Raw genomic sequence first — 21784 nt, 5'->3', positions numbered from 1 at the left:
CCTTGATCGCGTCCCGGATGCCCGCCAAGGAGTACTTCCTGGAAAGCCAGCGGCGTGGATTCCCGGCCGGCGCGGTGTTGTCACCCGATGAGGCGATCGAGGACGAGCACATCGCCGCCCGCGGATTTCACGTTCTCGTAAGCCATCCGGAGCTGGGAAAGACATTCACCTATCCGGGCACACCGTACGTGTTCGGTCTCGCACCGACCACCGCGCCGGCCCGACCGCCTCTGCTCGGCGAGCACAACGACCTGCTGAGCGAATATTTCGCCGACGGCGGATGACTGCTTCGCGATCAGCCGCATCGATCACAGGACGGAGCTTGGCATGGAGTTCAAGGATAAATATGGTCCGTGGGTGTTGATCGCCGGAGCGTCCGAGGGGCTGGGCGCGGCCTTTGCCATGGGAGCCGCCCAGCGGGGATGCGACGTCATCTTGGTTGCGCGGACCGAATCCAAGCTTGCCGCCGTGGCGGGCGACATCGAGCGCACCCACGGCGTCCGGGCTCGCACACTCGCGATCGACCTGAGCGGACCCGATGCCGCTGCGCGGGTCGTCGAAGCGGTGGACGACGTTGAGGTTGGAGTCCTCGTCTACAACGCTGCGGCCGAGCCGCGCGGCCTGTTTTTGGACACGCCCGATGAGGAGCTTGTGCACAACGTCCACATGAATTGCACTGTGCCGACCCTCATCGTCAAAGCACTCGCCGCCAAGATGGTCGAGCGAGGTCGCGGGGGAATCGGGTTGTGTTCTTCCGGCGGGGCCCTGCAAGGATTGCGCATCTTCGCGGCGTACGGCGCGGCCAAGGCTTATGAATTGCTTCTCGCCGAAGGACTTTGGGACGAATTGCGGGGTACCGGCGTTGACGTCATGGGCTACGTCATCGGGACGACTCTGACCCCGACGTTCCGGCGGGAAAGGAACGTGACACCGGAGGTGGAGGCCGCCCTGCGTGCCGCAGGTGCGCAGAGCCCCGAGGAGTGTGCCGCCCGTTTTTACGACGTTTTCGGCGCGGGCCCCCGCGGATATGCGTCCGACCGCATCGCGGAAAAGTTCGCCGCGGATGCGCAGCGCCCGAGGGCCGAGGTCGTCGCCGCGATGGGGGAGTTCATGCAGGCTGGGTTCGGGTGAGCGACTCGAGGGAGCGTTCGAGGAGTGCCGGCCACCGCCTGACCCACATCGGGCTCTGCGTGAGCGAACTTGAGCGTTCGGTCGAGTTTTACCGTGATGCTTTGGGATTCGAAGAGCCCGGCCGCATGCGCGTCGACGACCCCGCCACGGCGCAGCTGCTGGATGTTCCCGGCCTGGTGCTCGACATCGTCTACCTGCAACGGGACGGATTTCGCCTCGAGTTGCTGGGCTACTCGGCACCGGGCATCCGGAAACACGGTCGGCCCCGGCCGATGAATGCGGTCGGATTCACCCACCTGTCGTTTCGCGTCGATGATCCCGACGAGCTCGTCAGGCGAATCGAGCGGTATGGGGGGCGGGCGCGACCCGAACGGACGGTGACGTTCGAGGGTGGCAACCGTGGGCTGATGGCCACCGACCCCGACGGCAATTGGCTGGAACTGATTGAACGCCGCCCTCCACATTGAGCAACTGATCACAAAACGTTCGATTGTTCAGCAGAATGATAGAGTCATGGCTGTGCCAGCCACCAGCGAATTGATGTATTCGCCGTTCTCGAAGGCGATCTTCGACGATCCGTACCCCGTCTACCGGCGATTACGCGATGAGGCGCCGGTCTACCGGGATCCCGAGGAACGCTGGTGGGTGTTGTCCAGGTTCGATGACGTCTCGCAGGCGCTGCGGGATTGGGAGACGTTCTCATCCAAGCTGGGACCAGCGCCGGAGAACCCCGACAACAACGGCCGCAAATACTCCGTAATCTCGATGGATCCCCCTCGCCACGACCGTATTCGGGGTGTCCTCAAGGGCTTCTTCACACCAAAGGCAGTGGCTGCGATGGAGTCCGCCCTGCAAGCGGTGGTCAACACGCACCTGGACCGGCTGCGTCCCGGGACCACCGTCGACGCCATGGAGGCTTTCGCGTTCTCGGTTCCCACCGATGTGATTGGCGACTTGCTCGGCGTCCCGCAGGCCGATCGTGCGCAACTGCGGGTTTGGTGGGAGGCCTTCCTGACGCGCGAGGAGGGCGAAGTGGCCATGCCGGCCAAGGCCATCGAAGCCAATCGGATGATCAGCCAGTACATCGGCGACCTGATCGAGCGGCGCCGCACCGACCCGGGGGACGATCTGATCAGCATTGTCTTGCAGGCCACCTTCGATGACCCAGAGTCCGGCGGTGAACGCTCGTTGACCGCGCACGAGGTGCTCATGTTCTGCAACCTGCTGTCAGCCGCGGGTTCCGAGACCACTCAGAAATTGATCTCCAACGGGCTGGTGGCGCTCGCGGAGCATCCCGACCAGTGGCAGCGGATTGTCAGAGACCGCAGCGTGATTCCCGTCGCGGTCAACGAGGCACTTCGTTATGACACCCCGAGTCATTGGGTGGCCCGTACACTGACGCGGCCCATCGAGCGTCACGGTGTCACGATGAACGCCGGCGATTGGGTGCTGCTGCTCCTGGGTAGCGCAAACCGGGATGAACGTCGATACAAGGACCCCGACCGCTTCATCATCGGGCGTCCCCGCGGCACCGACGTCTATTTCGGGTGGGGGATTCACATCTGTCTTGGGCAGTGGTTGGCCCGACGGGAGGCGCAGCTGGTGTTCGACTACATCGCCAACAAGTTCCCGAGCTACGGCATCGGGGCGCGCGAGCGCGTGCTCACCGCGACCGTGCGCGGCTACACCTACGTGGAGATGACGCTGCGCTGACCATGGACATCGCCTTCACCGACGAGCAGCAACTGCTGCAGGACACCGCCGCTCGGCTGGGGGAAAGCGTTGGCGTCACCGGCCCCGAGCAATTACCCACCAATGAGGTCCTCGACGCGCAGTGGGGCCAGATTGTGGAACTCGGTGTGCCAACTCTTCGTTCGCCCGCCCTGTGCGGGCTCGCGGCCAGCGGCGTGGAAACCGCCATCGTCATCGAGCAGCTCGCAAGATCGCTTAGCGCCGTACCTGTGGTGGGGCAGGCGGTGCTGGCGACCGAGTTGCTGGAGGCTGCTCGCGCAGAGAAGCATTTGCAGCTCGTCGCGGACGGAAGCCTGCGCGCGGCGCCGGTGCTGAGCATGGACTTGATGGGATTCGCAGGGGCGAATCAGCCGGCGGTGGCGTTCGATGCGGCAGGTGCCACCCACGCACTGCTCGTGGTCCCAACCGACGGTCAACGCAGGCTGGTCTGCGCGCCGCTGGATGGTGACGATGCGGCTGCGCTCGACCTGACCCGCGTGTTGCGCTGCACGCCTGCCGATTTGGCGGCTTCAGCGGTCGAGACCGGGGAGCCGATCGGTGAGGAGCGGTGGCAGCGGGTGGAGTCGCTGGCGATGACCGCGGTCGCCGCCGACCTTGTCGGCGTCATGCAAGGTGCGCTCGACGATGCGGTGCGCTACGCCGGCGAACGCACGCAGTTTGGCGTGAAGATCGGCTCCTTCCAGGCGGTGGGGCATCTGCTCGCAGATGCCCTGGTGCAGGTCGAAGGCGCCCGCAGCTGTTTGTGGCATGCCGCGTGGGCGATCGACCAACTGCCGGCCGACGACGCGCGGTTGGCAGCGATGACCGCGAAGGCATACGCCGCCGCGGCGGGCCGCGAGGTCGTGGAGACGACCGTTCAGGTATTCGGCGGGATCGCGATCACCTGGGAGCACGTTTCGCACCTGCGGCTACGCCGTACGCTGCTAGACCGGCGGCTGTTCGGTGACGAGGCGGTTCACTACGAGGCCATCGCGGCGATGCGGTTGGCCGACCGGGAGTTGGCGTAGCGGTGGACTTCAATGACAGCGCGCCGGAAGCGCAGTTCCGCGCCGAGTTGCGGCAATGGCTTTCCGAGCACGCCGCGGACGCTTCGATCCCCGAGGATCCCGCCGCGCGCGCTGACGCGCAAAACGCCTGGCATCAAACGCTTTACAAGGCTGGGTACATTGGGCTGTCTTTCCCCGTCGAGTACGGAGGGCACGGCAAGGCGCCCATCTACGAGGCGATACTCAACGACGAACTCGGCCGTGCCGGTGCCCCGCCCATTGAGGGGGTCGGCCACCTCAGCAATGCGTTGCGTTTGTTCGGTACCGACAAGCAGCGGGACACCCTGCTGCCCGGACTGTTGTCGGGCCAGGTGCGCTGGTGCCAGGGGTTCTCGGAACCCGAGGCTGGATCCGACCTGGCCGGCTTGAAGACCCGGGCCGAGTTGATCGACATCGATGGGCACCAGATGTTCCGCGTCAATGGCCGCAAGATCTGGACCAGCTTCGGGGCGGTCGCCGACTGGTGTTTCCTGCTGTGCCGGACTGAGTCCGACGCCCCTAAGCACGCGGGCATCTCGGCGCTGTTGGTTCCGATGTCGACGCCAGGCATCCAAGTCCGTCCGATTGTCAATGCCGCGCGCAACCGCGAATTCACCGAGGTCACCTTTGACGCCGTGGACGTTCCCGTGGCCAACCTGCTGGGCGAGCGAGGCCAAGGCTGGTCCATCGCCAACCAACTGCTCGCCTACGAGCGCGGTCCCGGTGACATCAACTGGGTCAGCCGGCTCTCGACACAATTGCGGCGGCTGGAGAACGACATCCGCTCCGGCTGGCTCCTCGACTCACCTGCGGCACGGGCCCGGCTTGGGCAGGCGTACGTGGAGTTGCGTGCCCTACAGATCAAGGTTCAGCGCTCGCTGACGGAGCGTCAACACGGAAAACTCCCAGGGCCGGAGGGGTCGGTCGACAAGCTGCTCATGGCCCGGGCCGACCAGTTCTTCGGCCACACCATGATGGATCTGTGCGCTAGTGGCCCTCTCCTCACCGAGGGCCTGGAGTGGGACATCTACCTGTGGTCGCGCGCTGCAGGCATCTACGGGGGAACGGCGCAAATCCAACGCAACATCGTCGCGCAACGGGTGCTCGGACTGCCGCGCCCCTGAGCCTGCAGCGGTGAGCCCTATGCACCCTCGGTCAGGTATTTGTACGCCTCTTTGAGTCCATTGAGTCGCCGTTCGAGGATCTCGTCACCCGCATGGGCTCCGTTAAGTTTCCCGCTGACCTCGGCTATCTCTTCGGAGAGGCGTTCGGCCGCTTCGTCCTTGGTAAGCAAATCCTGGTCGGCCCAGTCGTCACGGGGGATGCGCTCATGCGGGTCCATCGTCTCTCCTTAACGCGCCATCCGTTTGAGCTCAGGCCGAAGCCGGCGTTATAGTCAGTTAGGCACAAAATGTTTAGTTGTACTGTAGCGTACGGATTAGAAGAGTTGAGGATTGGGCGATGCCGCTAAAACCATCGATGAAGCTTCTGTCCGTCGACGATCACCTGATCGAGCCACCCCATGTCTGGATCGACAGGCTGCCGAAGAAGTACATCGATCAGGGTCCTCGCATTGTCGACTTCCCGCGCGAGGGCGCTCCCCCGATGCAGCAGTGGGTCTATGAGGGCCGACCGTATCCCAACATCGGGCTGAATGCCGTTGCGGGCAGGTCCCCGGAAGAGTTCGGGGTCGACCCGATCCGCTATGCCGACATGATCCCCGGATGTTATGACCCGAAAGCCCGCTTGGCCGACATGGACATCGACGGCGTGCATGCGATGCTGTGCTTCCCGTCCTTCCCCCGATTCTGCGGAACGGTGTTCCTCGAGGGAGAGGACAAGGAACTCGCGCTGCTGGGCGTCAAGGCGTGGAACGACTTCTCACTCGACGAGTGGTGTGCCACCGATCCCGCTCGATTCATTCCTATGGCGATCACTCCGCTGTGGGATCCGGCGCTCATCGTCGCCGAGATCGAGCGAGTGGCGGCCAAGGGTGCACGGGCGATCGGCCTGCCGGATAACCCAACCAACCTGAAGCTGCCCAGCTATCACACCCCGTACTGGGAACCAGTTTGGTCGACGCTGGAAGAGACGAACCTGACGGCGGTGATGCATTTCGGCAGCGGCGGATTCCCGCCTCAGACCGCGCCGGAGGCGCCGTTCGCGGTGATGATCACGTTGATGGGCACCACATCGATGGCTGCGGCCACCGAGCTCATCTTCTCGCCCGTATTTCATAAGCATCCGAACCTCAAAGTGGCGTTCTCGGAAGGCGGCGTCGGCTGGATGCCCTACCTGGTCGAACGCGCGGACTACGTTTGGCGCAAGCACAAGTACTACCAGAACATTCACCCGACGGTGGCGCCGTCGGAGCTGTTCCGGCGCAACATCTCCGGATGTTTCATCGAGGACGAAGTCGGGATGGCCATGCGTCACGAGATCGGAATCGACAACATCACCTGGGAGTGCGACTATCCGCACTCCGACTCATTCTGGCCCAAAAGCCGTGCGCGAGCCGAGGAGATGCTGGCCGAGGTGCCCGATGAGGAAGCCGCCAAGATCGTCGAACTCAACGCTCGGCGCTGGTACGCCTTCCCCGAGGAGGGCTTCAAGTCCTGCACCGCGGACTCTGGATGGCGTCCAAACGACGGCAACCCGCCCGATTACGACTACGACGAGGTCATGGCGGGCCACGGGGGGATCGGACTCGAGGGCTTTATGAAGAAGATGGAGGAGCAGAAGGCTCATAAGGTCTGAGTGGTCAGGTCAACCGATCGGAACGGCGATGTCGGTCGGATTATCGCGGCCGCGTAGCACTTTGGAGTCGACGACCCGCCAGCGCTGCTTCTCCGGCGCCTCGGCCCGACTCACTGCCGTACCCGAGGCCGCGACACCGCCCGAAAGCTTGGCGACCTCGGTGAGCCGCGCCGCCTCGTTGACTGGATCACCGACTACCGTGTACTCGTAACGCCTTGGGTCGCCGATATTGCCGGCCACCGCCACCCCGGCAGACACCCCGATGCCGACCTTGGAGTCCTTGCCCGATCGGTTCAGTCGACTGTGGAGTTCGCGCGCCGTGGCGAGGGCGTGAGAGGCGCTGTCGGCGTCCGGAATCGGGGCGCCGAAAACCGCAAGGGCCGCGTCACCCTCGAACTTGTTGATCAAACCGTGGTGTTGCTCCACGACGCCGACCACCACCGCGAACAACTCGTTGAGCATCGTGACCAATTCGTCGGGCTCGAGCGTGCCGGCCAGTCGCGTCGAGCCGACCAGGTCGACGAACAGCACCGCCACTTCGCAGCTTGCGCCACCCATTCGAATCTGGACGCCGTCACGAGCGACCTCCTCGGCGAGGAGGGCTACATCCCTTCCGACGTGCCTGCCGAACAGGTCGCGCAGTCGTTCGCGTTCGCGGAGTCCGCTGGCCATCGTGTTGAAGCCGGCCTGCAGCATCCCGAGTTCAGACGCGTCGAACACCGGTACGGATACCTCGAATTCGCCGCGTTGGACCCGTTGCATGCCGCGCCTCACTTCGTCGATCGGATCGGCGATCGTGGCCGCCGTGAATGCCGCGACCGCCAGCCCGCTCACAACGGTGCAAGCTGCCACCGCCAAAACCACCACAGCCAGGCGATGTCCCGGGAACTTGACCACCAAAGCGCTGGCCGCGACCAGCATCAGCATCAGCATCGGAACGCCGGTTCCCACCACCCATGCGCTCACCCCACGCAGCCTCAACCCTGGCGGGCGTGGTCGTGTCGGTGGCGCCTTGGTGAGTAGCTCCGCGACAGAAGGCCGCAGCGCTCGCGCGCACAGCCAGTAGGAAATCGCGGTTGTCACTGTTGCCCCGAGCAGGCAGTTGATGCCCAATGTCGTTGCAAGCCAAGGAGTACGAATGTTGATGACAACCAACAGCACCGTCGCTGCGATCCAGACTATGCTGTGCAGGAGCGCCATTCGGGTCGGCGCCGCCAGGAGCGCCCGCCGCTCAGTCGTCTGGTCGGCGTCGCCGGGAATCGTCAACCAGAAGTATCCGCAGACGACGGCAACGGGTATCGCAATCACCGAATAAATTGCGGTCGCAGCGCTATTGAGCAAGAGAACGTGCCGTTGGCTCAGGGCGGCCCCGGTGGGCAGTGCCCAGAACGTCATGGCCGCGATTACTGCGCACCCGAGAACGGTCGGTACTACCGCACCCGCCACCAAAAGTGCCCTGCCGCCCCATCGCATGGGATAACGCCGTCGGCGAAACTGGCGCATTACCTTCACGACGACGTGCCGTAGCGGGCGATTCCCGCGGCGTCCAGCCAGTCCTCGACCATCACCAGACTGCCGGATGATGCGAGTGTCATGAACAACTTCTGACCATCACCGCTCAACGCCACGTTGGTCGTCATCGGGTCATCGGCAGGGATTGAACCCAACAGGTCGCCAGTGGGGGAGAAGACAGTGACGCCACCTGTCCCGAGCGTCGCGACGAGGATCCGGCCGGCCTCGTCTACGCATACCCCGTCGGCTCCACCGACGTTCAGCGGCCCGCCGCTGGGCACCGTGGTCAGTCCACGCGCCCGGCCCACCACTCCCGGTCCGTCGAGTTCGAACTCCCAGATGCGTCGCGTGCGGGTCTCCGCGACATACAGAATCGCACCGCCGGGCGAAAGTGCCACCCCGTTGGGCATTTCCAGCGGGTACACGACCTCGCGCAAGCCGCCTTCGACGGTTCCGTAGAGCAAGCCGGTCATGGCGCGGTTGCGGCCGCGTGTCGTTCCACCGTCGGTCACGTAGAAGCCGCCATCGCTGTCAATACAGATGTCGCTGGGCCGTATCAACGGCAGCTCCTTGCCGGAGCGTGTACGGAACGTGGTGGTGAGCGTGCTCACGCGACCGCCGGGGTCGACAATCTGCAGCCCGGGGGTCACCGGGGCGTCGGGGGCGCCTACCGGCCGGAAGAGGTGTGCGCATTCGCCGAAGTCGTAGGGCCACGGGCCGATCCCGAACCGGGAGCCGCCGTTCTGACACACCACCATTCGACCGTCGGGAAGCCTGCCTACGCCGTTGGGTCCGCCTCCGGTCTGGGCAACCGTCTCGGTGACCCCGTCCGGGCGCACCCTGGTGATCCGGCCGGCCGCCATCTCCGACACCACAACCGAGCCATCATCGAGGGGGACGGGACTTTCGGGGAAGGACAGCCCGCCGGCCACGGACCAGTGTCCGCTCATCGTGGCCTTGCAGTCTGTTTCGGCTTGTTCCACCAGGTGACGAACACCGGGTCTGCCAGCGGCAGGTCTCCGACCCCTGTCTGGCTTCGTGGCCAGTCGGCAGCGCGTTGCTTCAGCGGCGACGTGGGCCGGTTGACGCCGTAGAACAGTCGATGCCGACGGTGCAAGAAATACCACCGTCCCTCATGTTTCTCGTAGCGGTCCTCGTACTTAATGAGTTGTTCGACGAATCCCTCGGCGTGCGTTTGGGCGAAGCACTGCGCCCACACCTGCCCGTGTGCCTGGTTTACGGCGTCGAGCTCGACGAGGTGGTTCGCGACGAGGATGACCGCGAATACGCTGGCGTCGACGCTGTGGGACATCAGCCGGCGAAGACCCTCGCGGCCCTCACCGTGGTCGCCGAACCGCGCGTACGGGACGAACAGGTCGGCCATTGCCTCGACATCCCGTGTTTCAACCGCGGCCGCGTAACGGTAGGGCAGTTGGCGAATCTCTTCACGTGCCAACATGTCGCGTACTGGGCCGACGTCTTCCATAGAATCCTCTTCTGCAGACCTCGTGGGTGCTAGGGCGCCGGCGTCGGCTGGCCGAGGATGTAGTGCCCGGATTGCGGGTGGTGGTACCAACCTTCCGCCGCTGACGTACCTCCGTCGACATGCAGGGTCTGTCCAGTCACGTATGCGCTGAGATCGCTGGCCAGAAAGACTGCCGCTCCGGCCATTTCGTCAACGTGACCGGCCCTGCCCATCGGCACCATGAGCCTGGCGTTCTCGGCCCCGGCAGGGGCCATGTTCGCCAGGCTCTGGGTCAGCGTGAAGTCGGGAGCCAGTCCGTTGACTCGGATACTGCGCGGGGCGAGTTCGAGCGCCGCGGTTTTCGTGAAGTTCACCACCCCGGCCTTCGCTGCAGCATAGGCGGCAAACCCCGGTGCCGCCCGCACCGCCTCGATCGTGCTGACGTTGATGATGCTGCCGCCTGCGCCCGCTTCGACCATGGCACGCGCGACCCGTTGCGTGCAGAGCAAGACCTGGGTCAGGTTGATGCGGATTAGCGCGTCCCACCCATTGGAGGAGGTTTCGAGCAGACCGGACCAGAAGACTCCGCCGGCGTTGTTGACCAAGACGGTTGGAGTCCCTAGCTTCTCGACGGTGGCGGCGAGGGCCGCGTCAACCTGCTCCTCGTCGCGAACGTCGGTGACGCACGCGAGGCCGCCGATTTCCTCGGCGGCGGACGTTGCCGTCTGCGCGTCCCTCTCCCAAATCGAGACCCTTGCGCCGAATTCCGTGAACGCCGCGGCGACCGCGCGTCCGATTCCGGACCCGCCGCCCGTCACAACCGCCACCCGACCGTCCAGCGATGCGGCGTTTCGATGCAGCGTCACTACTTTTCCCTCATGCCGATCAGGCTGGCCGCGGTATCCACACGCGTGACAGATTAACACTGAGTGTTCTATTATCCAATGATGCCGCGGGGGCCACGCCCGCGCGTTCGGTCCTGTGCCGTATGCGGGGTGGGGATCGGGCCGGCCGGCTCATCGAAGATGATGGAGGAGCAGATGCAGCGTCTCAGCGGCAAAGTGGCCGTGATAACCGGAGCGGCGCGCGGACAGGGCCGCAGCCACGCGATTCACTTGGCAGACGAGGGCGCCGACATCATCGCACTGGACATTTGCGCCGACATCGACACCAATGAATATCCGCTTGCCACCCGGGATGACCTGGACGAGACCGTCAAGCTGGTCGAAAAGTCCGGTCGCCGTGCGGTCTCGGCGGTCGTCGACGTCCGCGACCGCGTCGCGCTGAAGAAGGCGATCGATGAGGCGGTCGCCGAGTTGGGCGGTCTCCATGTCGTGGTGGCGAACGCCGGAATCCTCCCGATGGGAAGCAACATTCCGTCCCGCGGTTTCATGGACGCGTTCGACGTCGACTTTGTCGGCGTCGTCAACGCTGTCCACGTTAGTTTCGAGCATCTGCGGGCCGGTGCATCGGTCATTGTTACCGGCTCCATCGCGGGGCTGGTTCCGCAGAAGGACCTCGCCACTGGCGGCGGACCGCAGGGTCCCGGGGGGGCCGGGTACGGTCTCGCCAAGAAGATGCTGGCGGAGTACACCAAGGGTTTGGCTTTGACGCTTGCGCCAGAGCAGATCCGCATCAACACCGTGCACCCGACCAACGTCAATACCGGGATGTTGCATAACCTTCCGATGTACCGGACGTTTCGTCCGGACCTACCCGAACCGAGTCGCGAGGACGCCGAGCTTGTCTTCCCGATCCTGCAAGCGATGCCGGTCCCATGGGTCGAGCCGGAGGACATCTCCCACCTGGTGGTGTACCTGGCGTCCGACGAGTCCCGTTACGTCACCGGTCAACAAATATTCGTCGACGCCGGCGCGGGTTTGAAACTGGGCCTTTAGGAGTCGCATTCGCAAAGTGATCGTCAGCGGCCACGGAAGTCGGGGTCGCGTCGCTCAACGAAGGCGGCCATGCCCTCGGCGACGTCGTCCGTGCCGGCGACCTGCTCGACGAGCAGCGCCTCGGTACGAAACGCCGCCTCGCGGTCGACGTCAAACGCTTGGTTGAGCATTGCCTTGGCCGCCGCCAGCGCGCGCGTCGGCCCCTGCGCGAGCCGTCGCGCCCAGGCGGTCGCCTCGCTCGCGAGGTCACCGTCGGCGACCACCTTGTTGATAAGGCCGATCCGGTAGGCCTCGGGCGCAGACAGCTCCTCGCCGAAAAACAGCAGCTTCTTGGCGACGTTGAAGGGCACCTTGCGGGCCAGCAGATAGGCGGCACCACCGTCTGGTGCCAGCCCACGACGCGCGAAAAGCTCGATGAGACTTGCGCTTTCGGCGGCCACAATGAGATCACAAGCCAGCACCATGCTGGCGCCCACCCCGGCGGCAGCGCCGTTGAGAGCACACAGCACCGGCTTTTCGCAATCGAGCAAAGCTGAGACCACCGCCTGAGATCCGGTACGCAGAATCCGGGCGGCATCGCCGGCGACCCTGTCCTTTTTGGGTTGCATGCCTGGATCGTGGAGATTCGGTCCGGTGCAGAAGTGCCGGTCGCCCTGACCGGTGAGCACCACCGCTCTGATATCGGGATCGCTCGATGCGGACTGAAGATTCTCGATCAGGCTTCGCTGCATGGCCCGCGTCACGGAATTGCCGGCGTCTGGTCGGTCCAACACCAACCAGCGGACCGCGTCCTCGGTGCGCGCCGTCAGATCGGGGATCACAGCCGGATCGGCACGCTGGCCGGGCCGCGCACCGAATTGGTGTGCACGTAGGTCACCGCGTCCTCGTCGACGTCCCACGTCGGGAACCGCGCCAGCGTCTCCTCCAGCGCGACACGGGCCTCCAGACGCGCCAGGGCCGCACCCAGACAAAAGTGCGAGCCGTGGCCAAAGCTGATGTGGCGGATGCCGGTTCGCTCGACATCGAAGACGTCGGGATTCTCGTATTGGCGTTCGTCGCGGCCGGCCGAACCGGTCAGCAGCGCAACTCGTGAACCGGCCGGGATCACCGTCCCGTGGTAAGTCGCATCACGCGTGGTGTATCGGCCTTGGACGGGCGATGGGGCGTCATAGCGCAGGAGTTCCTCGACGGCCCCGGCGATCAGTTGAGTATTGGCGACGAGCTTGGCCCGCTGGTCTGGGCAACGCGCCAGTGTCAGCGCCGCCCAGCCCAGCAGCCGGGCAACCGTCTCGTTGCCGGCGACGTTGATCATGGCGATGAACATCAGCACCTCCCCGTCGTCGAGTCGACGAGTCTCGCGGCCCGGCTGGACCAAGTCGGCCGCCATCAGGTTGCCGACGATGTCGTCCGTGGGGGCGATCCGGCGCTGTTGGATCTGTTCGGCGTAATAGCTCAGCAGCTTGGTGTTGGCTTCTCGACCGTCTTCGCTGAGCTGAGTTGAACCCTCTTCGCGGTGAAGCTGGGCGTCCGACCACTCCCGCAGGTTGTCATGGTCGGATTCGGGAAAGCCCAGCAGGGAGCTGATCACCATCACCGGCAGCTTCATCGAAAAGTCCCGCACGTAGTCGAACCCGTCGGCCCCGACGAACTTATCCAGGTAACCGCGGCACAGCGACCGGATGCGGTCCTCGAGCACAGCCACTTTGGTGCGAAAGAATGTGCGATTGACCATCTTCCGCAGCGCCGTGTGATCAGGGGGATCCATGAAGATCATTGGTTTGGGCGGTGGACAGGGTTCATCGGTGATGGCATCCAATGTGACACCGTGTTCGGAGGAGAACGTCTCGGTGTCCAGTGACGCTTCCATGACGTCATCGAACCTGCTCAACGCATAGAAGTTGTACTCCTCGTTGCGATAAACGGGCGCTTCATCGCGCAACCGCCTCCAGACCCCGTACGGTTCCTGGTGCAGGGCGTGGTCGAAGGGATCCCAACGTAGGTCCGTCGTCGTCATCGGCACCCGTCCTTTCCTGAAGAACAGTATTACATTATCTGTATAGTTGCACTACGCCCTCACGGCGCGACCGCCGCCCGCTTCCGTAGAGGATGACTGAATGCTGGTCGGCTCGTTTAGAGGAGGACGAAGTAAAAGTGGAAACACGGGATCTCGAGCACGTCGTCTACGAGAAGGATGGTCCAATTGCTCGAATCATCCTGAACAACCCGGACGCCGCAAACGCGCAGACGTCCGAGATGGTCCACAGCGTCAACGAGGCCCTCGATGACGCGCAGTATGACTACGCCATCAAGGTGGTGATCATCAAGGCCAACGGCAAGGGCTTCTGCTCCGGCCACGTCCCAACGGGTGCCTACCCGGAATTCAAGGCCGAGCTGGAAGCGTCGGGAAAGGTGTGGCGGTCTGCCGCGCAATTGTTCTTGTGGCCGGTCCTCAAGCTGTGGGAGTTCCCCAAACCGGTGATCGCTCAAGTGCACGGTTATGCGATCGGTGGAGGCACGACATGGGCGCTGATTCCCGAAATCACGGTGTGTTCCGAGGACGCGTGGTTCCAGATGCCCCTGGTTCCCGGCTTTGGGCTGCCCGGCGCCGAAACGATGTTTGAGCCGTGGGTGTTCATGAATTACAAGCGCGCCGCCGAATACCTCTACACAGCCCAGCGGTTGACCGCCGCCGAAGCCCTGGAGTTCGGTCTGGTCAATCGGGTGGTACCCGCCGACCAACTCGAAGCTACTGTCGAGGAGCTGGCCGCGCAGATCGCCAAGGCGCCCTTGATCACGCTGCAGGCAGTCAAGTCCGGCCTCATCCGGGCCTGGGAGACCATGGGGTTCCGCACCCATCAACAAGCCAGCAATGACCTTCAGGCGATGGTGACCGGCAGCAAGGAGTTCCAGCAGTTCATGATGGAGCTCATGAAGAAGGGCTCAAAGCCCAGTGAACGCATCTGAGCATGCCCCTTAAACCGATCATCCGGTTCGGTGGGGACGAGGAGACCGAGTCTCTGCGGGCTTCGGTCCGTGAATGGCTTGCGGGCAACCTGCCTGATGAATTCCGCCGCACTGCGGCCAATCCCGACTACCTCCCACGCGATTCGCACGACCGTGCGGTGGCGTTCTGCCAGGCGTTACACGCGCAGGGATGGTTCGTGCCACACTGGCCAGCCCAGTACGGCGGGGGCGGCCGAAGCGTCGTCGAACAGATGGTCATCCGGGAGGAGCTCGCGTACGCCGGGGCACCGCTGGTCAACACCAACGGGGTCAACATGCTGGCGCCGGTGTTGTTCAAATACGGAACGCCCGAACAGAGGGCGGAGCACCTGCCGGCAATCGCCCGCTCAGAACGCATGTGGGCACAGGGGTATTCGGAACCTGAGGCCGGCTCGGATCTGGCGGCACTGCGCATGACCGCTCATCGGGACGGCGACCATTACGTCCTGGACGGGCAGAAGACATGGACGAGCAACGGCGTGCTCGCCGATTGGATCTTCGTCTTGGCCCGCACGTCGCCGGTGGCCGACAAGCGCCAGGCGGGAATCTCGTTCTTCCTCGTCGACCTCGAGACGCCCGGAATCACCCGCCGGCCCATCCGATCGATGACCGGATATCCGACCTTCGCCGAGGAGTTCTTCGACGGTGTGCGCGTGCCGGTGGCCAACCTCGTTGGAGCAGAGGGCGAGGGGTGGATGGTCGGAAAGTCGCTGCTGGAGGTCGAACGATCGAATATCACCAGGGCCGCGCAGGCCCAACGCTATCTCGACGAGCTGATCGACTGGTGCCACGCGCAGAAGGGCTCGGCGCATGATCCGCTGGCTGAACCGACTGCCCGCATCGCGCTGGCCCGCGCCGTCGAACGCGTAGAGGCCGGCCGCGCCCTGTCCTATCGCGTAGCGCACCTGCAGGCCGCGGGTGCTTTGGATCCCGCGTTGCCGTCGTTGTCGAAGCTGTACCACTCCGAGCTGACCGCCGAATTACGGACGCTTGGTGCCCAGATCCTCGGTCCCGCTGGCGAACTCATGCCGGACGATCCGGATTCCATCCTCCATGGACACTTCTCCGAGGGCCTGCTGTTGTCGCTGCTGCATGCGATCGGCGGAGGTACCAGCGAGATTCAACGCGACCTGATTTCCACGACCGGCTTGGGCATGCCGCGCTGATATCGCCTACTACGAAAATGCGGTGCGGTTCTCGGCCGCCGCCCCGCGCTGCTGTGCGACCGTGGCCATCGCCAACTCGAGGGGGTAAAAGGCCGCCAGCTGGGAGTTTTCGGCCGAGTTGATCAACCTCTTCGTCATTTCCACCGCCCCTGCATCGGCCTCGGCAAGTTCATGCGCGATGGACAACGCGCGGTCCACGGCGGACCCCGGTCCGACGATCTCGGTCACCAATCCCAGCCGCTCGGCCTCTGCGGCCGGCAGCCGTGTGCCACGCAACAGCAACGACGCCGCGCGATTCCGGCCCAACTGCTGGGTCAAGCGCCAGGCCAGCCCGCCGTCGGGTACCACCGCTCGTGCCACGAACGGCGCAGCGAAGAAGGCGTCAGAAGCGCAGACAATAAAGTCGCACGAAAGCGCCAAACTCCAGCCGAGACCCACTGCCGCGCCCTCGACCGCCGCAATGGTGGGCACCGGCACCGCTTTGAGTTGCTCCATCACTCGTTGCGCGTGTTCGACGCGACCCGCGGGTCCCAGCGGCCCGCTGCCGTGTGCCGGTCCGGTTTTCAAATCACCTCCGGCGCTGAAGAATCCGTCTGCGCCAGCCAAAATCACGCCGCGGTCACCGTAGGCGACGATTCCGCCGAGTGCGATCGATAGCGCCGTCCAGGATTCGTAGCATAAGGCGTTGCGCTGGCGTGGGCGGTCTAGAAAGACGACAGCGATGCCGTCTCGATCTTCGCAGCGGATCGGCTCAGCCTCTGTGCTGGTGTCGTTGACCATTGGGGATCGCCCCTATCGGTTGAGGAACTTGTCGATCGCCGACCGGTGTTCCGGTGTGGCGAAACACTCTGTTTCGGCGGAGATCCCGTACTCGAGGATGCCGATGAGCGCGCGCTGGGCGTGGAGGTTCAGCGTCCGTTTAGTGTCCTGTACCGCCCGCGGCGGCAGGGCAGCGAGGCGGTGGGCCAGCGCCAGGCCCTGCTCTTTGATCTCGGAGTGCGGCACCACCCGGTTGGCCAGGCCGAGCTCGACGGCTTTATCCGCCTTGATGCGTTCGCCGAGCATCAGGTACTCCTTGGCTTTCAGCAGGCTCATGAGCAGTGGCCACAGGACCGACCCGCCATCGCCCGCGACGAGGCCGCTCGCGACGTGAGTGTCGGCGAAGAATGCTCGGTCGGACATCAGCACGATGTCGCACAACACCGCGATACTGCAACCGAATCCGACCGCCGGCCCGTTGACGGCCGCGACCACAGGGAGCGGGAAGTCGATCATGTCGCGCACGATCCGGCGGGCATCACGCATTCCCGCGCGACGGGTCACCGGGTTGTTGACGTGGGTCTCCAGCCATTCCACGAGGTTTCCGCCCGCGGAGAAGTAGTCGCCGGTACCGGTGATCAGCACCGCGAGCGCGTCCGGGTCCTCGGCCAGCCCGGCCCACAGGCGGCTGAAGGCGGTGTGCATCCTGTTGTTGACCGCGTTAGCGTCGTCGGGGTTGTTCAACGTCACGATCCTGACGGGACCGTCCGCGGCCACCAGGATCTCGTCGCACCCGGTCAGTTCCGATGTGCCCTGCGGCAGGTCCGTCATCGGCGATCAGTCCTCATCTCTCGACCGCAGCCAGGCCGGTCGGCGTGTCTGGACGAAAGCATGGCGGTCATTGCTGATGGGCCAGTCCGGTGATCTCTTCTGTAAGAACGCCGTGAAGGCCTCGATCTGCTCGCTGGTGCCGATGGACGACCAGTAGCCGGTGACGTCAACGGGCGGCAGCGCCCGCGCCATCTCGCGCTTCACCGCCGAGCGGGCGGCGGGACCCGTCTTCCGAACCCGTTCGAGCAACGCGCCGATCTCGGACTGAAGGGAGTCATGCGGCACCACTTTGCCGACCAGGCCGAGCCGCTCGGCCTCCTGCGCATCGACCCAATCATTGCCGTAGATAAGGTGATTGGCCCGCAAGGTGCCCAATCGTTGCGGCAACCGGGCGGCGATAAATGCCTCGTACACGCCGCGGGTGAGGTCTGGAACGCGGAATCGGGCTCGGTCGGACGCGACCACGAGATCCGCGAACAACGTCATCACCAGGCCTCCACCGAGGGCGATGCCGTTGACCGCGCAAACCACGAGTTTGGGAATTTTGCCCAACGTTTCGAACGGCGTCCCGTCATAGGACTCGGTGAACGCGTCCCATTGCCGGTCTCGGTTTCCAACCGCGTTCATGTCCCCGCCGGCGCAGAACGTGTCGCCGGTACCGGTAATCAGCAGGAAGCTCAAGCCCGGCTCGTCAGCGACGATCATCGCGGCCCGTTTGATCCCGTGATAGCCGTCGGCGGTAACGGCATTCTTTTTTTCGGGCCGACTGATGGTGACGGTCAGCGTGTCGCCCTCGATCCGCGCGACGAGCTCGGGGGTGCCCAGGTCGACGTCGACCGAATCGGGTAGTGGGGTCATCGGTCCTCGATCATTGCGAGGAGCTCGCCGACGTTGTAGGTTTCGCCGGCGTTGACCTTCCAGGCGACGACACCCGTGGCCGGCGCCTCGATATCCATTTCGACCTTGTCCGTGGCGATTTGATAGAGCGGGTCGCCCTCGGAAACATGGGCGCCGTCTTCCACGTACAACTCGGTCAGCTCCGCTTCGGTGATCGCGTCACCAGGTTTGGGCATCCGCACCTCTATCACACGATCCTCCTAACGGCCTCGACGAGCTGTGCGGCGTCCGGACGGCATGCCGCTTCGAGCGTGGCTGCCCGCGGCACCGGTGTGTAGGTGCCGGCCACGCGTTGCACGGGGCTTGCCAGCACACCGAACAACGCGGTGCCCACCGCGGCCGCGATCTCGGCGCCCGGCCCGCAGAATCCCACGGACTCGTGCGCTACCACCAGGCGGCGCGTCTTCGCAACCGATTCGAGCACCGCTGCCAAGTCCAACGGGACCAGTGTCCGCAGGTCGAGGACTTCGACCGAGACACCTTCGCCCTCAAGCTGATTGGCTGCATCGAGCGCTGCGTGCACCATGGTGCCGTAGGTGCAGATGGTCACATCGGTGCCTGGCCGCTTGATGTCGGCCTGCCCGAGCGGGATCACATAGTCGGCGGTCGGCACCGGTCCCTTACCGCCCCCGTAGTAGAGCTTCATCGACTCGACGAACAGGCACGGATCACGTTCTGCGAGACAAGCATTGAGCAGACCGACCGCGTCGGCGGCGGTGCTGGGCCAAACGACCTTGATTCCCGGGGTGTGCATCGCCCAGGCTTCGAACGCTTGCGAGTGCTGCGGACCTGCTGCGGTGCCCACCATGGCGCGGATTACCATCGGTGCACCCTGGCGGCCGCCGGACATGTAGCGGATCTTTGCTGCATGGTTGGCGATCTGGTCCATGGCGACGCCGAGGAAGTCCATGAACATCAGCTCCGCGACAGGCCGCAGTCCACCGAGGGCGGCCCCCAAGGCGGCGCCGATGATCGAGGACTCCGCGATCGGGGTGTCGCGGACCCGGTCCGTACCGTATTTGGTGGACAATCCCGCAGTGATCTTGAACATGCCGCCCGACGGGTCGGCGATGTCTTCCCCCAGGAGCACGATCGATTCGTCGGCGGCCATGGCTCGGTCCAGCGTGCGGTGAATCGCTTGCACCAAACCCAGATTTTCCGTTTCGCCCTCGGGGACCCTCGCCCGCTCCGGCACCGGCGTGGCCAACTCCGTGCCGCCTGCGGCGAACACATCGCGGGTGAGCTCGTCGACCGCGGGCGGATCGGCGTCGCGGGCAGCGACAAAGGCCGCGTCGATCTCGGTCATCAGATCGTTGTCGATGCGGTCCAGGTCTGCCTCGGTGGCCAAGCCCTCGTTGAGCAGACGGCGGCGGTAGCGCGCGAACGGCGGGTCGGCACGCTTGGCCGCAAGCTCGTCCGGGTCGGCGTAGGGCATCTGGTCACCGAAGTAATGGCCCTGCAGGCGGTAGGCGACGGCCTCCACGAAGGACGGGCCGCCGCAGGACCGAGCGCGCTCGGCGGCCTCAGCTATCGCGCTGTACACGGCCGGCGGATCCGTGCCATCGACGGTGACCCCTGGCATGGGGTAGCCCGCGGCGCGGTCGGATAGCCGGGCCGAACGCGTGTAGCCGGCCACCGGAGTGCATTCGGCCCACGCGTTGTTCTGGCAGAAGAAGACCACCGGAAGCGACCACAGCGCCGCCATGTTCATGGCCTCGTGGACGTAGCCGATGCTCGTCGCACCGTCGCCGAAGCTCACGAGCACTATTTGCCCGGTTGACTTCATCTTTGCGGCCAGGGCGATCCCGTTCGCGATCAGCGGCCCCGCGCCGACGATGCCGGTGGTCCATGCGACGCCGTGGTCGGGGTCGAAGATGCCCATTGCGCCGGCCTTCCCCTTCGACAGGCCGGTGCTGCGGCCGAGGATCTCGGCGAAGTACCTTGGCAGGTCGATCCCCTTGGCCACCACGTCGCCGAGACCGCGATAGGTGGAGACCAGCTGGTCGTTAGCGGCCAGTGCCAACGCCGCTCCGGCCGACATCGCCTCCTGGCCGTCGACCGGCCAGTAACTCATTGCGATCTCACCGGACGACAGCCCCTTTCGGACGCGTTGATCGCTTTGGTGCACCTTGCTCATCAATCGGTACAACTCAAGGGCACGGTCGTTGCTCAGCGTCTCGATCCTGGCGTCTACCTGCGTGGCCACCACTACTCCTTCGTGATGTGCGGTCAGCCGTGAGTATACAATATGACGAAGTTTGTTCAGTCGTTCGATCGCAAATAGGGGGCGCGATGACCGGGGAGTTTCAACCGTCATGGCTGATCCAATAGCGTTACGAGCCGGCGACGGGCTGCCGCTGCACGTGCAGGGTGCCGCTGACCCGAAATTCGGCTGCGCCGTACAGACGTTTGCCAAATTGTTTCCGGGCCCGCGCTATGGCGGCGGGGCGCTGTCGGTTTACGTCGACGGCCGCCCGGTTGTGGACGTCTGGACGGGCTGGTCGGACCGCCACGGCGAGACGCCGTGGGAGGCCGATACCGGCGCGATGGTCTTTTCGGCGAGCAAGGGAGTGGCATCCACAGTCCTGCACCGGCTGGTCGACCGCGGGTTGCTGTCGTATGACGAACCGGTCGCACGCTACTGGCGCGAGTTCGGTGCTCGCGGAAAGTCCGCTATCACCGTCCGCGACATGATGCGCCATAAGGCCGGACTGTCCCGCTTGGGGGCCGTCAGCACGGACGAGTTGCTCGACCACAACTTGATGGAAGAGCGGCTAGCGGCGGCCTCGGTCGACCGCCTGGCGGGACACGCCGCGTATCACGCCCTTACCTTCGGCTGGCTGGCATCCGGTCTGGCTCGGGCAGTAACCGGGGTGGGGATGCGCGAGTTGTTCCGCAACGAGGTGGCAAAGCCGCTGAACACGGACGGCATCCACCTCGGGCGCCCACCCGCGGACGCGGCCACGACGGCCGCGCAGATCATGTTCCCGCAGGGGGCGCTGGGCGGACCCCTGCTCGGCTGCCTAATGCCGCTACTCACCAAGCTGCCGGTTCCCGGCGTACTGGGCTCCAGCTACGTGCCCGGTATTACGTCGCTGGTGCAGGGTGCCACGCCGATGCTGGATAGCCAGATTCCCGCAGTCAACGCGGTCGTCACTGCTCGTGCGTTGGCGAAGATGTATGGCGCGCTCGCCAACGATGGCAGCATCGACGGGAGACGTTACCTTTCAACGGAATTGGTCGCCCCTTTGACCGGCAAGCGGAGCCTGCGACCAGACCTGAACATCGTCGTTCCGATGTCCTTTCACTTGGGCTATCACGGGTCTCCGGTGCCCGGACTGCTGCGTGGCTTCGGTCATGCCGGCCTCGGCGGGACCATCGGATGGGCTGACCCGCTAACCAAGAGTTCGTATGCCTTCGTGCACAACCGACTGCTAACCCCGATGGTGCTCGATCAGCTTCTTTTTGTTCCGCTGCTGGTGCCGATCCAGCGGGCCGTGACGGCCACGCACCGTTCGGGTGCCGTCTCGGTGCCGGAATTCGGCGCGCGACTCGATCGGTCGGCTTAGCGGTATGGTCGACGGGTCT

At 64.7% G+C, this 21784-nt stretch carries 23 protein-coding genes; 11 read left to right on the top strand and 12 right to left on the bottom strand.

The window, feature by feature from the left end; all coding sequences use genetic code 11:
* The 6 genes from A5678_RS09130 to A5678_RS09105 form a co-directional block, all read left to right on the top strand.
* On the top strand, positions 1-284 hold a 284-nt coding region (locus A5678_RS09130), incomplete at its 5' end, for a CoA transferase (RefSeq protein WP_197502080.1).
* 43 nt (positions 285-327) lie between these two features.
* Positions 328-1131 carry an SDR family oxidoreductase gene (locus tag A5678_RS09125; RefSeq protein WP_068041061.1) on the top strand — a complete coding sequence of 268 codons (804 nt, stop codon included), beginning with the start codon at positions 328-330 and terminating at the stop codon, positions 1129-1131.
* Positions 1128-1598, top strand: coding sequence for a VOC family protein (locus A5678_RS09120; protein ID WP_068041058.1), 471 nt, complete (start codon positions 1128-1130; stop codon positions 1596-1598). Before A5678_RS09125 ends, A5678_RS09120 begins: the two co-directional genes overlap by 4 nt.
* 46 nt (positions 1599-1644) lie before the next feature.
* Complete coding sequence (locus tag A5678_RS09115; RefSeq protein WP_068041056.1) at positions 1645-2844, top strand: cytochrome P450; 1200 nt, start codon at positions 1645-1647, stop codon at positions 2842-2844.
* Positions 2845-2846: 2 nt separating this feature from the next.
* The gene (locus A5678_RS09110) at positions 2847-3890 is read left to right on the top strand and encodes an acyl-CoA dehydrogenase (RefSeq protein ID WP_068041054.1); all 1044 of its coding nucleotides are present in this window, start codon (positions 2847-2849) and stop codon (positions 3888-3890) included.
* 2 nt (positions 3891-3892) lie between these two features.
* On the top strand, positions 3893-5032 hold the full coding sequence (locus A5678_RS09105) for an acyl-CoA dehydrogenase family protein (RefSeq protein ID WP_068041052.1): 1140 nt from the start codon (positions 3893-3895) through the stop codon (positions 5030-5032).
* 17 nt (positions 5033-5049) lie between these two features.
* Here A5678_RS09105 and A5678_RS09100 read toward each other — a convergent pair whose 3' ends face one another.
* Entirely contained in the window at positions 5050-5250 is a 201-nt protein-coding gene (locus tag A5678_RS09100; RefSeq protein ID WP_068041050.1) for a hypothetical protein, read from the bottom strand.
* Positions 5251-5369: 119 nt separating this feature from the next.
* Here A5678_RS09100 and A5678_RS09095 point away from each other — a divergent pair, with 119 nt between their 5' ends.
* Positions 5370-6665, top strand: a complete 1296-nt coding sequence (locus A5678_RS09095) for an amidohydrolase family protein (protein ID WP_068041048.1) — start codon at positions 5370-5372, stop codon at positions 6663-6665.
* Positions 6666-6674: 9 nt separating this feature from the next.
* Here the strand turns inward: A5678_RS09095 and A5678_RS09090 are convergent, their stop codons facing one another.
* From A5678_RS09090 to A5678_RS09075, 4 genes are all read right to left on the bottom strand, one after another.
* Positions 6675-8060, bottom strand: a complete 1386-nt coding sequence (locus A5678_RS09090; RefSeq protein ID WP_197502079.1) for an adenylate/guanylate cyclase domain-containing protein — start codon at positions 8058-8060, stop codon at positions 6675-6677.
* Between the two features lie 113 nt (positions 8061-8173).
* Complete coding sequence (locus A5678_RS09085) at positions 8174-9127, bottom strand: SMP-30/gluconolactonase/LRE family protein (RefSeq protein ID WP_068041044.1); 954 nt, start codon at positions 9125-9127, stop codon at positions 8174-8176.
* Complete coding sequence (locus A5678_RS09080; RefSeq protein WP_231983616.1) at positions 9124-9636, bottom strand: nuclear transport factor 2 family protein; 513 nt, start codon at positions 9634-9636, stop codon at positions 9124-9126. Before A5678_RS09080 ends, A5678_RS09085 begins: the two co-directional genes overlap by 4 nt.
* 56 nt (positions 9637-9692) lie before the next feature.
* Positions 9693-10508 (bottom strand): SDR family NAD(P)-dependent oxidoreductase, encoded by an 816-nt coding sequence (locus A5678_RS09075; RefSeq protein ID WP_068041040.1) that lies wholly within the window; start codon positions 10506-10508, stop codon positions 9693-9695.
* Positions 10509-10682: 174 nt separating this feature from the next.
* Here A5678_RS09075 and A5678_RS09070 point away from each other — a divergent pair, with 174 nt between their 5' ends.
* Positions 10683-11540 (top strand): mycofactocin-coupled SDR family oxidoreductase, encoded by an 858-nt coding sequence (locus A5678_RS09070; RefSeq protein ID WP_068041068.1) that lies wholly within the window; start codon positions 10683-10685, stop codon positions 11538-11540.
* A gap of 23 nt (positions 11541-11563) precedes the next feature.
* Here A5678_RS09070 and A5678_RS09065 read toward each other — a convergent pair whose 3' ends face one another.
* Positions 11564-12361 carry an enoyl-CoA hydratase/isomerase family protein gene (locus tag A5678_RS09065; RefSeq protein ID WP_068041038.1) on the bottom strand — a complete coding sequence of 266 codons (798 nt, stop codon included), beginning with the start codon at positions 12359-12361 and terminating at the stop codon, positions 11564-11566.
* Positions 12358-13554, bottom strand: a complete 1197-nt coding sequence (locus tag A5678_RS09060) for a cytochrome P450 (RefSeq protein WP_068041036.1) — start codon at positions 13552-13554, stop codon at positions 12358-12360. Before A5678_RS09060 ends, A5678_RS09065 begins: the two co-directional genes overlap by 4 nt.
* A gap of 137 nt (positions 13555-13691) precedes the next feature.
* On the opposite strand from A5678_RS09060, the gene A5678_RS09055 reads away from it, so the two are divergent.
* Together A5678_RS09055 and A5678_RS09050 are read left to right on the top strand one after the other, a co-directional pair.
* The gene (locus tag A5678_RS09055; protein ID WP_068041034.1) at positions 13692-14504 is read left to right on the top strand and encodes an enoyl-CoA hydratase-related protein; all 813 of its coding nucleotides are present in this window, start codon (positions 13692-13694) and stop codon (positions 14502-14504) included.
* Positions 14505-14506: 2 nt separating this feature from the next.
* Complete coding sequence (locus A5678_RS09050) at positions 14507-15709, top strand: acyl-CoA dehydrogenase family protein (RefSeq protein WP_068041031.1); 1203 nt, start codon at positions 14507-14509, stop codon at positions 15707-15709.
* Between the two features lie 9 nt (positions 15710-15718).
* On the opposite strand, the gene A5678_RS09045 is transcribed toward A5678_RS09050, so the two are convergent.
* The 5 genes from A5678_RS09045 to A5678_RS28305 are packed head-to-tail and all read right to left on the bottom strand — an operon-like array spanning position 15719 to position 20402.
* Positions 15719-16489: an enoyl-CoA hydratase/isomerase family protein gene (locus A5678_RS09045; RefSeq protein WP_068041030.1), complete on the bottom strand. Its 771-nt coding sequence runs from the start codon at positions 16487-16489 to the stop codon at positions 15719-15721.
* A gap of 12 nt (positions 16490-16501) precedes the next feature.
* Complete coding sequence (locus A5678_RS09040) at positions 16502-17299, bottom strand: enoyl-CoA hydratase/isomerase family protein (RefSeq protein WP_068041028.1); 798 nt, start codon at positions 17297-17299, stop codon at positions 16502-16504.
* A 6-nt stretch (positions 17300-17305) separates the two neighbouring features.
* Positions 17306-18157, bottom strand: coding sequence for an enoyl-CoA hydratase/isomerase family protein (locus A5678_RS09035; protein ID WP_068041027.1), 852 nt, complete (start codon positions 18155-18157; stop codon positions 17306-17308).
* Positions 18154-18372, bottom strand: a complete 219-nt coding sequence (locus A5678_RS09030; RefSeq protein WP_068041025.1) for a lipoyl domain-containing protein — start codon at positions 18370-18372, stop codon at positions 18154-18156. Before A5678_RS09030 ends, A5678_RS09035 begins: the two co-directional genes overlap by 4 nt.
* A gap of 11 nt (positions 18373-18383) precedes the next feature.
* Positions 18384-20402: a thiamine pyrophosphate-dependent enzyme gene (locus tag A5678_RS28305; RefSeq protein WP_068041066.1), complete on the bottom strand. Its 2019-nt coding sequence runs from the start codon at positions 20400-20402 to the stop codon at positions 18384-18386.
* Positions 20403-20511: 109 nt separating this feature from the next.
* On the opposite strand from A5678_RS28305, the gene A5678_RS09020 reads away from it, so the two are divergent.
* Positions 20512-21765 (top strand): serine hydrolase domain-containing protein, encoded by a 1254-nt coding sequence (locus tag A5678_RS09020; RefSeq protein WP_068041023.1) that lies wholly within the window; start codon positions 20512-20514, stop codon positions 21763-21765.
* Positions 21766-21784: the final 19 nt, after the last annotated feature.

This window comes from Mycobacterium sp. E2733, from assembly GCF_001667585.1.
Classification (GTDB): Bacteria; Actinomycetota; Actinomycetes; order Mycobacteriales; family Mycobacteriaceae; genus Mycobacterium.
The sequence above is the reverse complement of the archived record's forward strand: the minus strand, read 5'-3'. Positions and strand labels throughout refer to the sequence as shown.

Excerpts from the sequence above, each read along its gene's own strand:
- A5678_RS09095 (WP_068041048.1), top strand. The coding sequence starts at position 5,370 with ATGCCGCTAAAACCATCGATGAAGCTTCTGTCCGTCGACGATCACCTG.
- A5678_RS09100 (WP_068041050.1), bottom strand. The coding sequence starts at position 5,250 with ATGGACCCGCATGAGCGCATCCCCCGTGACGACTGGGCCGACCAGGAT.
- A5678_RS09050 (WP_068041031.1), top strand. The coding sequence starts at position 14,507 with ATGCCCCTTAAACCGATCATCCGGTTCGGTGGGGACGAGGAGACCGAG.
- A5678_RS09045 (WP_068041030.1), bottom strand. The coding sequence starts at position 16,489 with ATGGTCAACGACACCAGCACAGAGGCTGAGCCGATCCGCTGCGAAGAT.
- A5678_RS09090 (WP_197502079.1), bottom strand. The coding sequence starts at position 8,060 with ATGACGTTCTGGGCACTGCCCACCGGGGCCGCCCTGAGCCAACGGCAC.
- A5678_RS09125 (WP_068041061.1), top strand. The coding sequence starts at position 328 with ATGGAGTTCAAGGATAAATATGGTCCGTGGGTGTTGATCGCCGGAGCG.
- A5678_RS09115 (WP_068041056.1), top strand. The coding sequence starts at position 1,645 with ATGGCTGTGCCAGCCACCAGCGAATTGATGTATTCGCCGTTCTCGAAG.
- A5678_RS09035 (WP_068041027.1), bottom strand. The coding sequence starts at position 18,157 with ATGACCCCACTACCCGATTCGGTCGACGTCGACCTGGGCACCCCCGAG.
- A5678_RS09080 (WP_231983616.1), bottom strand. The coding sequence starts at position 9,636 with ATGTTGGCACGTGAAGAGATTCGCCAACTGCCCTACCGTTACGCGGCC.
- A5678_RS09085 (WP_068041044.1), bottom strand. The coding sequence starts at position 9,127 with ATGAGCGGACACTGGTCCGTGGCCGGCGGGCTGTCCTTCCCCGAAAGT.
- A5678_RS09040 (WP_068041028.1), bottom strand. The coding sequence starts at position 17,299 with ATGACGGACCTGCCGCAGGGCACATCGGAACTGACCGGGTGCGACGAG.
- A5678_RS09110 (WP_068041054.1), top strand. The coding sequence starts at position 2,847 with ATGGACATCGCCTTCACCGACGAGCAGCAACTGCTGCAGGACACCGCC.
- A5678_RS09030 (WP_068041025.1), bottom strand. The coding sequence starts at position 18,372 with ATGCCCAAACCTGGTGACGCGATCACCGAAGCGGAGCTGACCGAGTTG.
- A5678_RS09020 (WP_068041023.1), top strand. The coding sequence starts at position 20,512 with ATGGCTGATCCAATAGCGTTACGAGCCGGCGACGGGCTGCCGCTGCAC.
- A5678_RS09070 (WP_068041068.1), top strand. The coding sequence starts at position 10,683 with ATGCAGCGTCTCAGCGGCAAAGTGGCCGTGATAACCGGAGCGGCGCGC.
- A5678_RS09060 (WP_068041036.1), bottom strand. The coding sequence starts at position 13,554 with ATGACGACGACGGACCTACGTTGGGATCCCTTCGACCACGCCCTGCAC.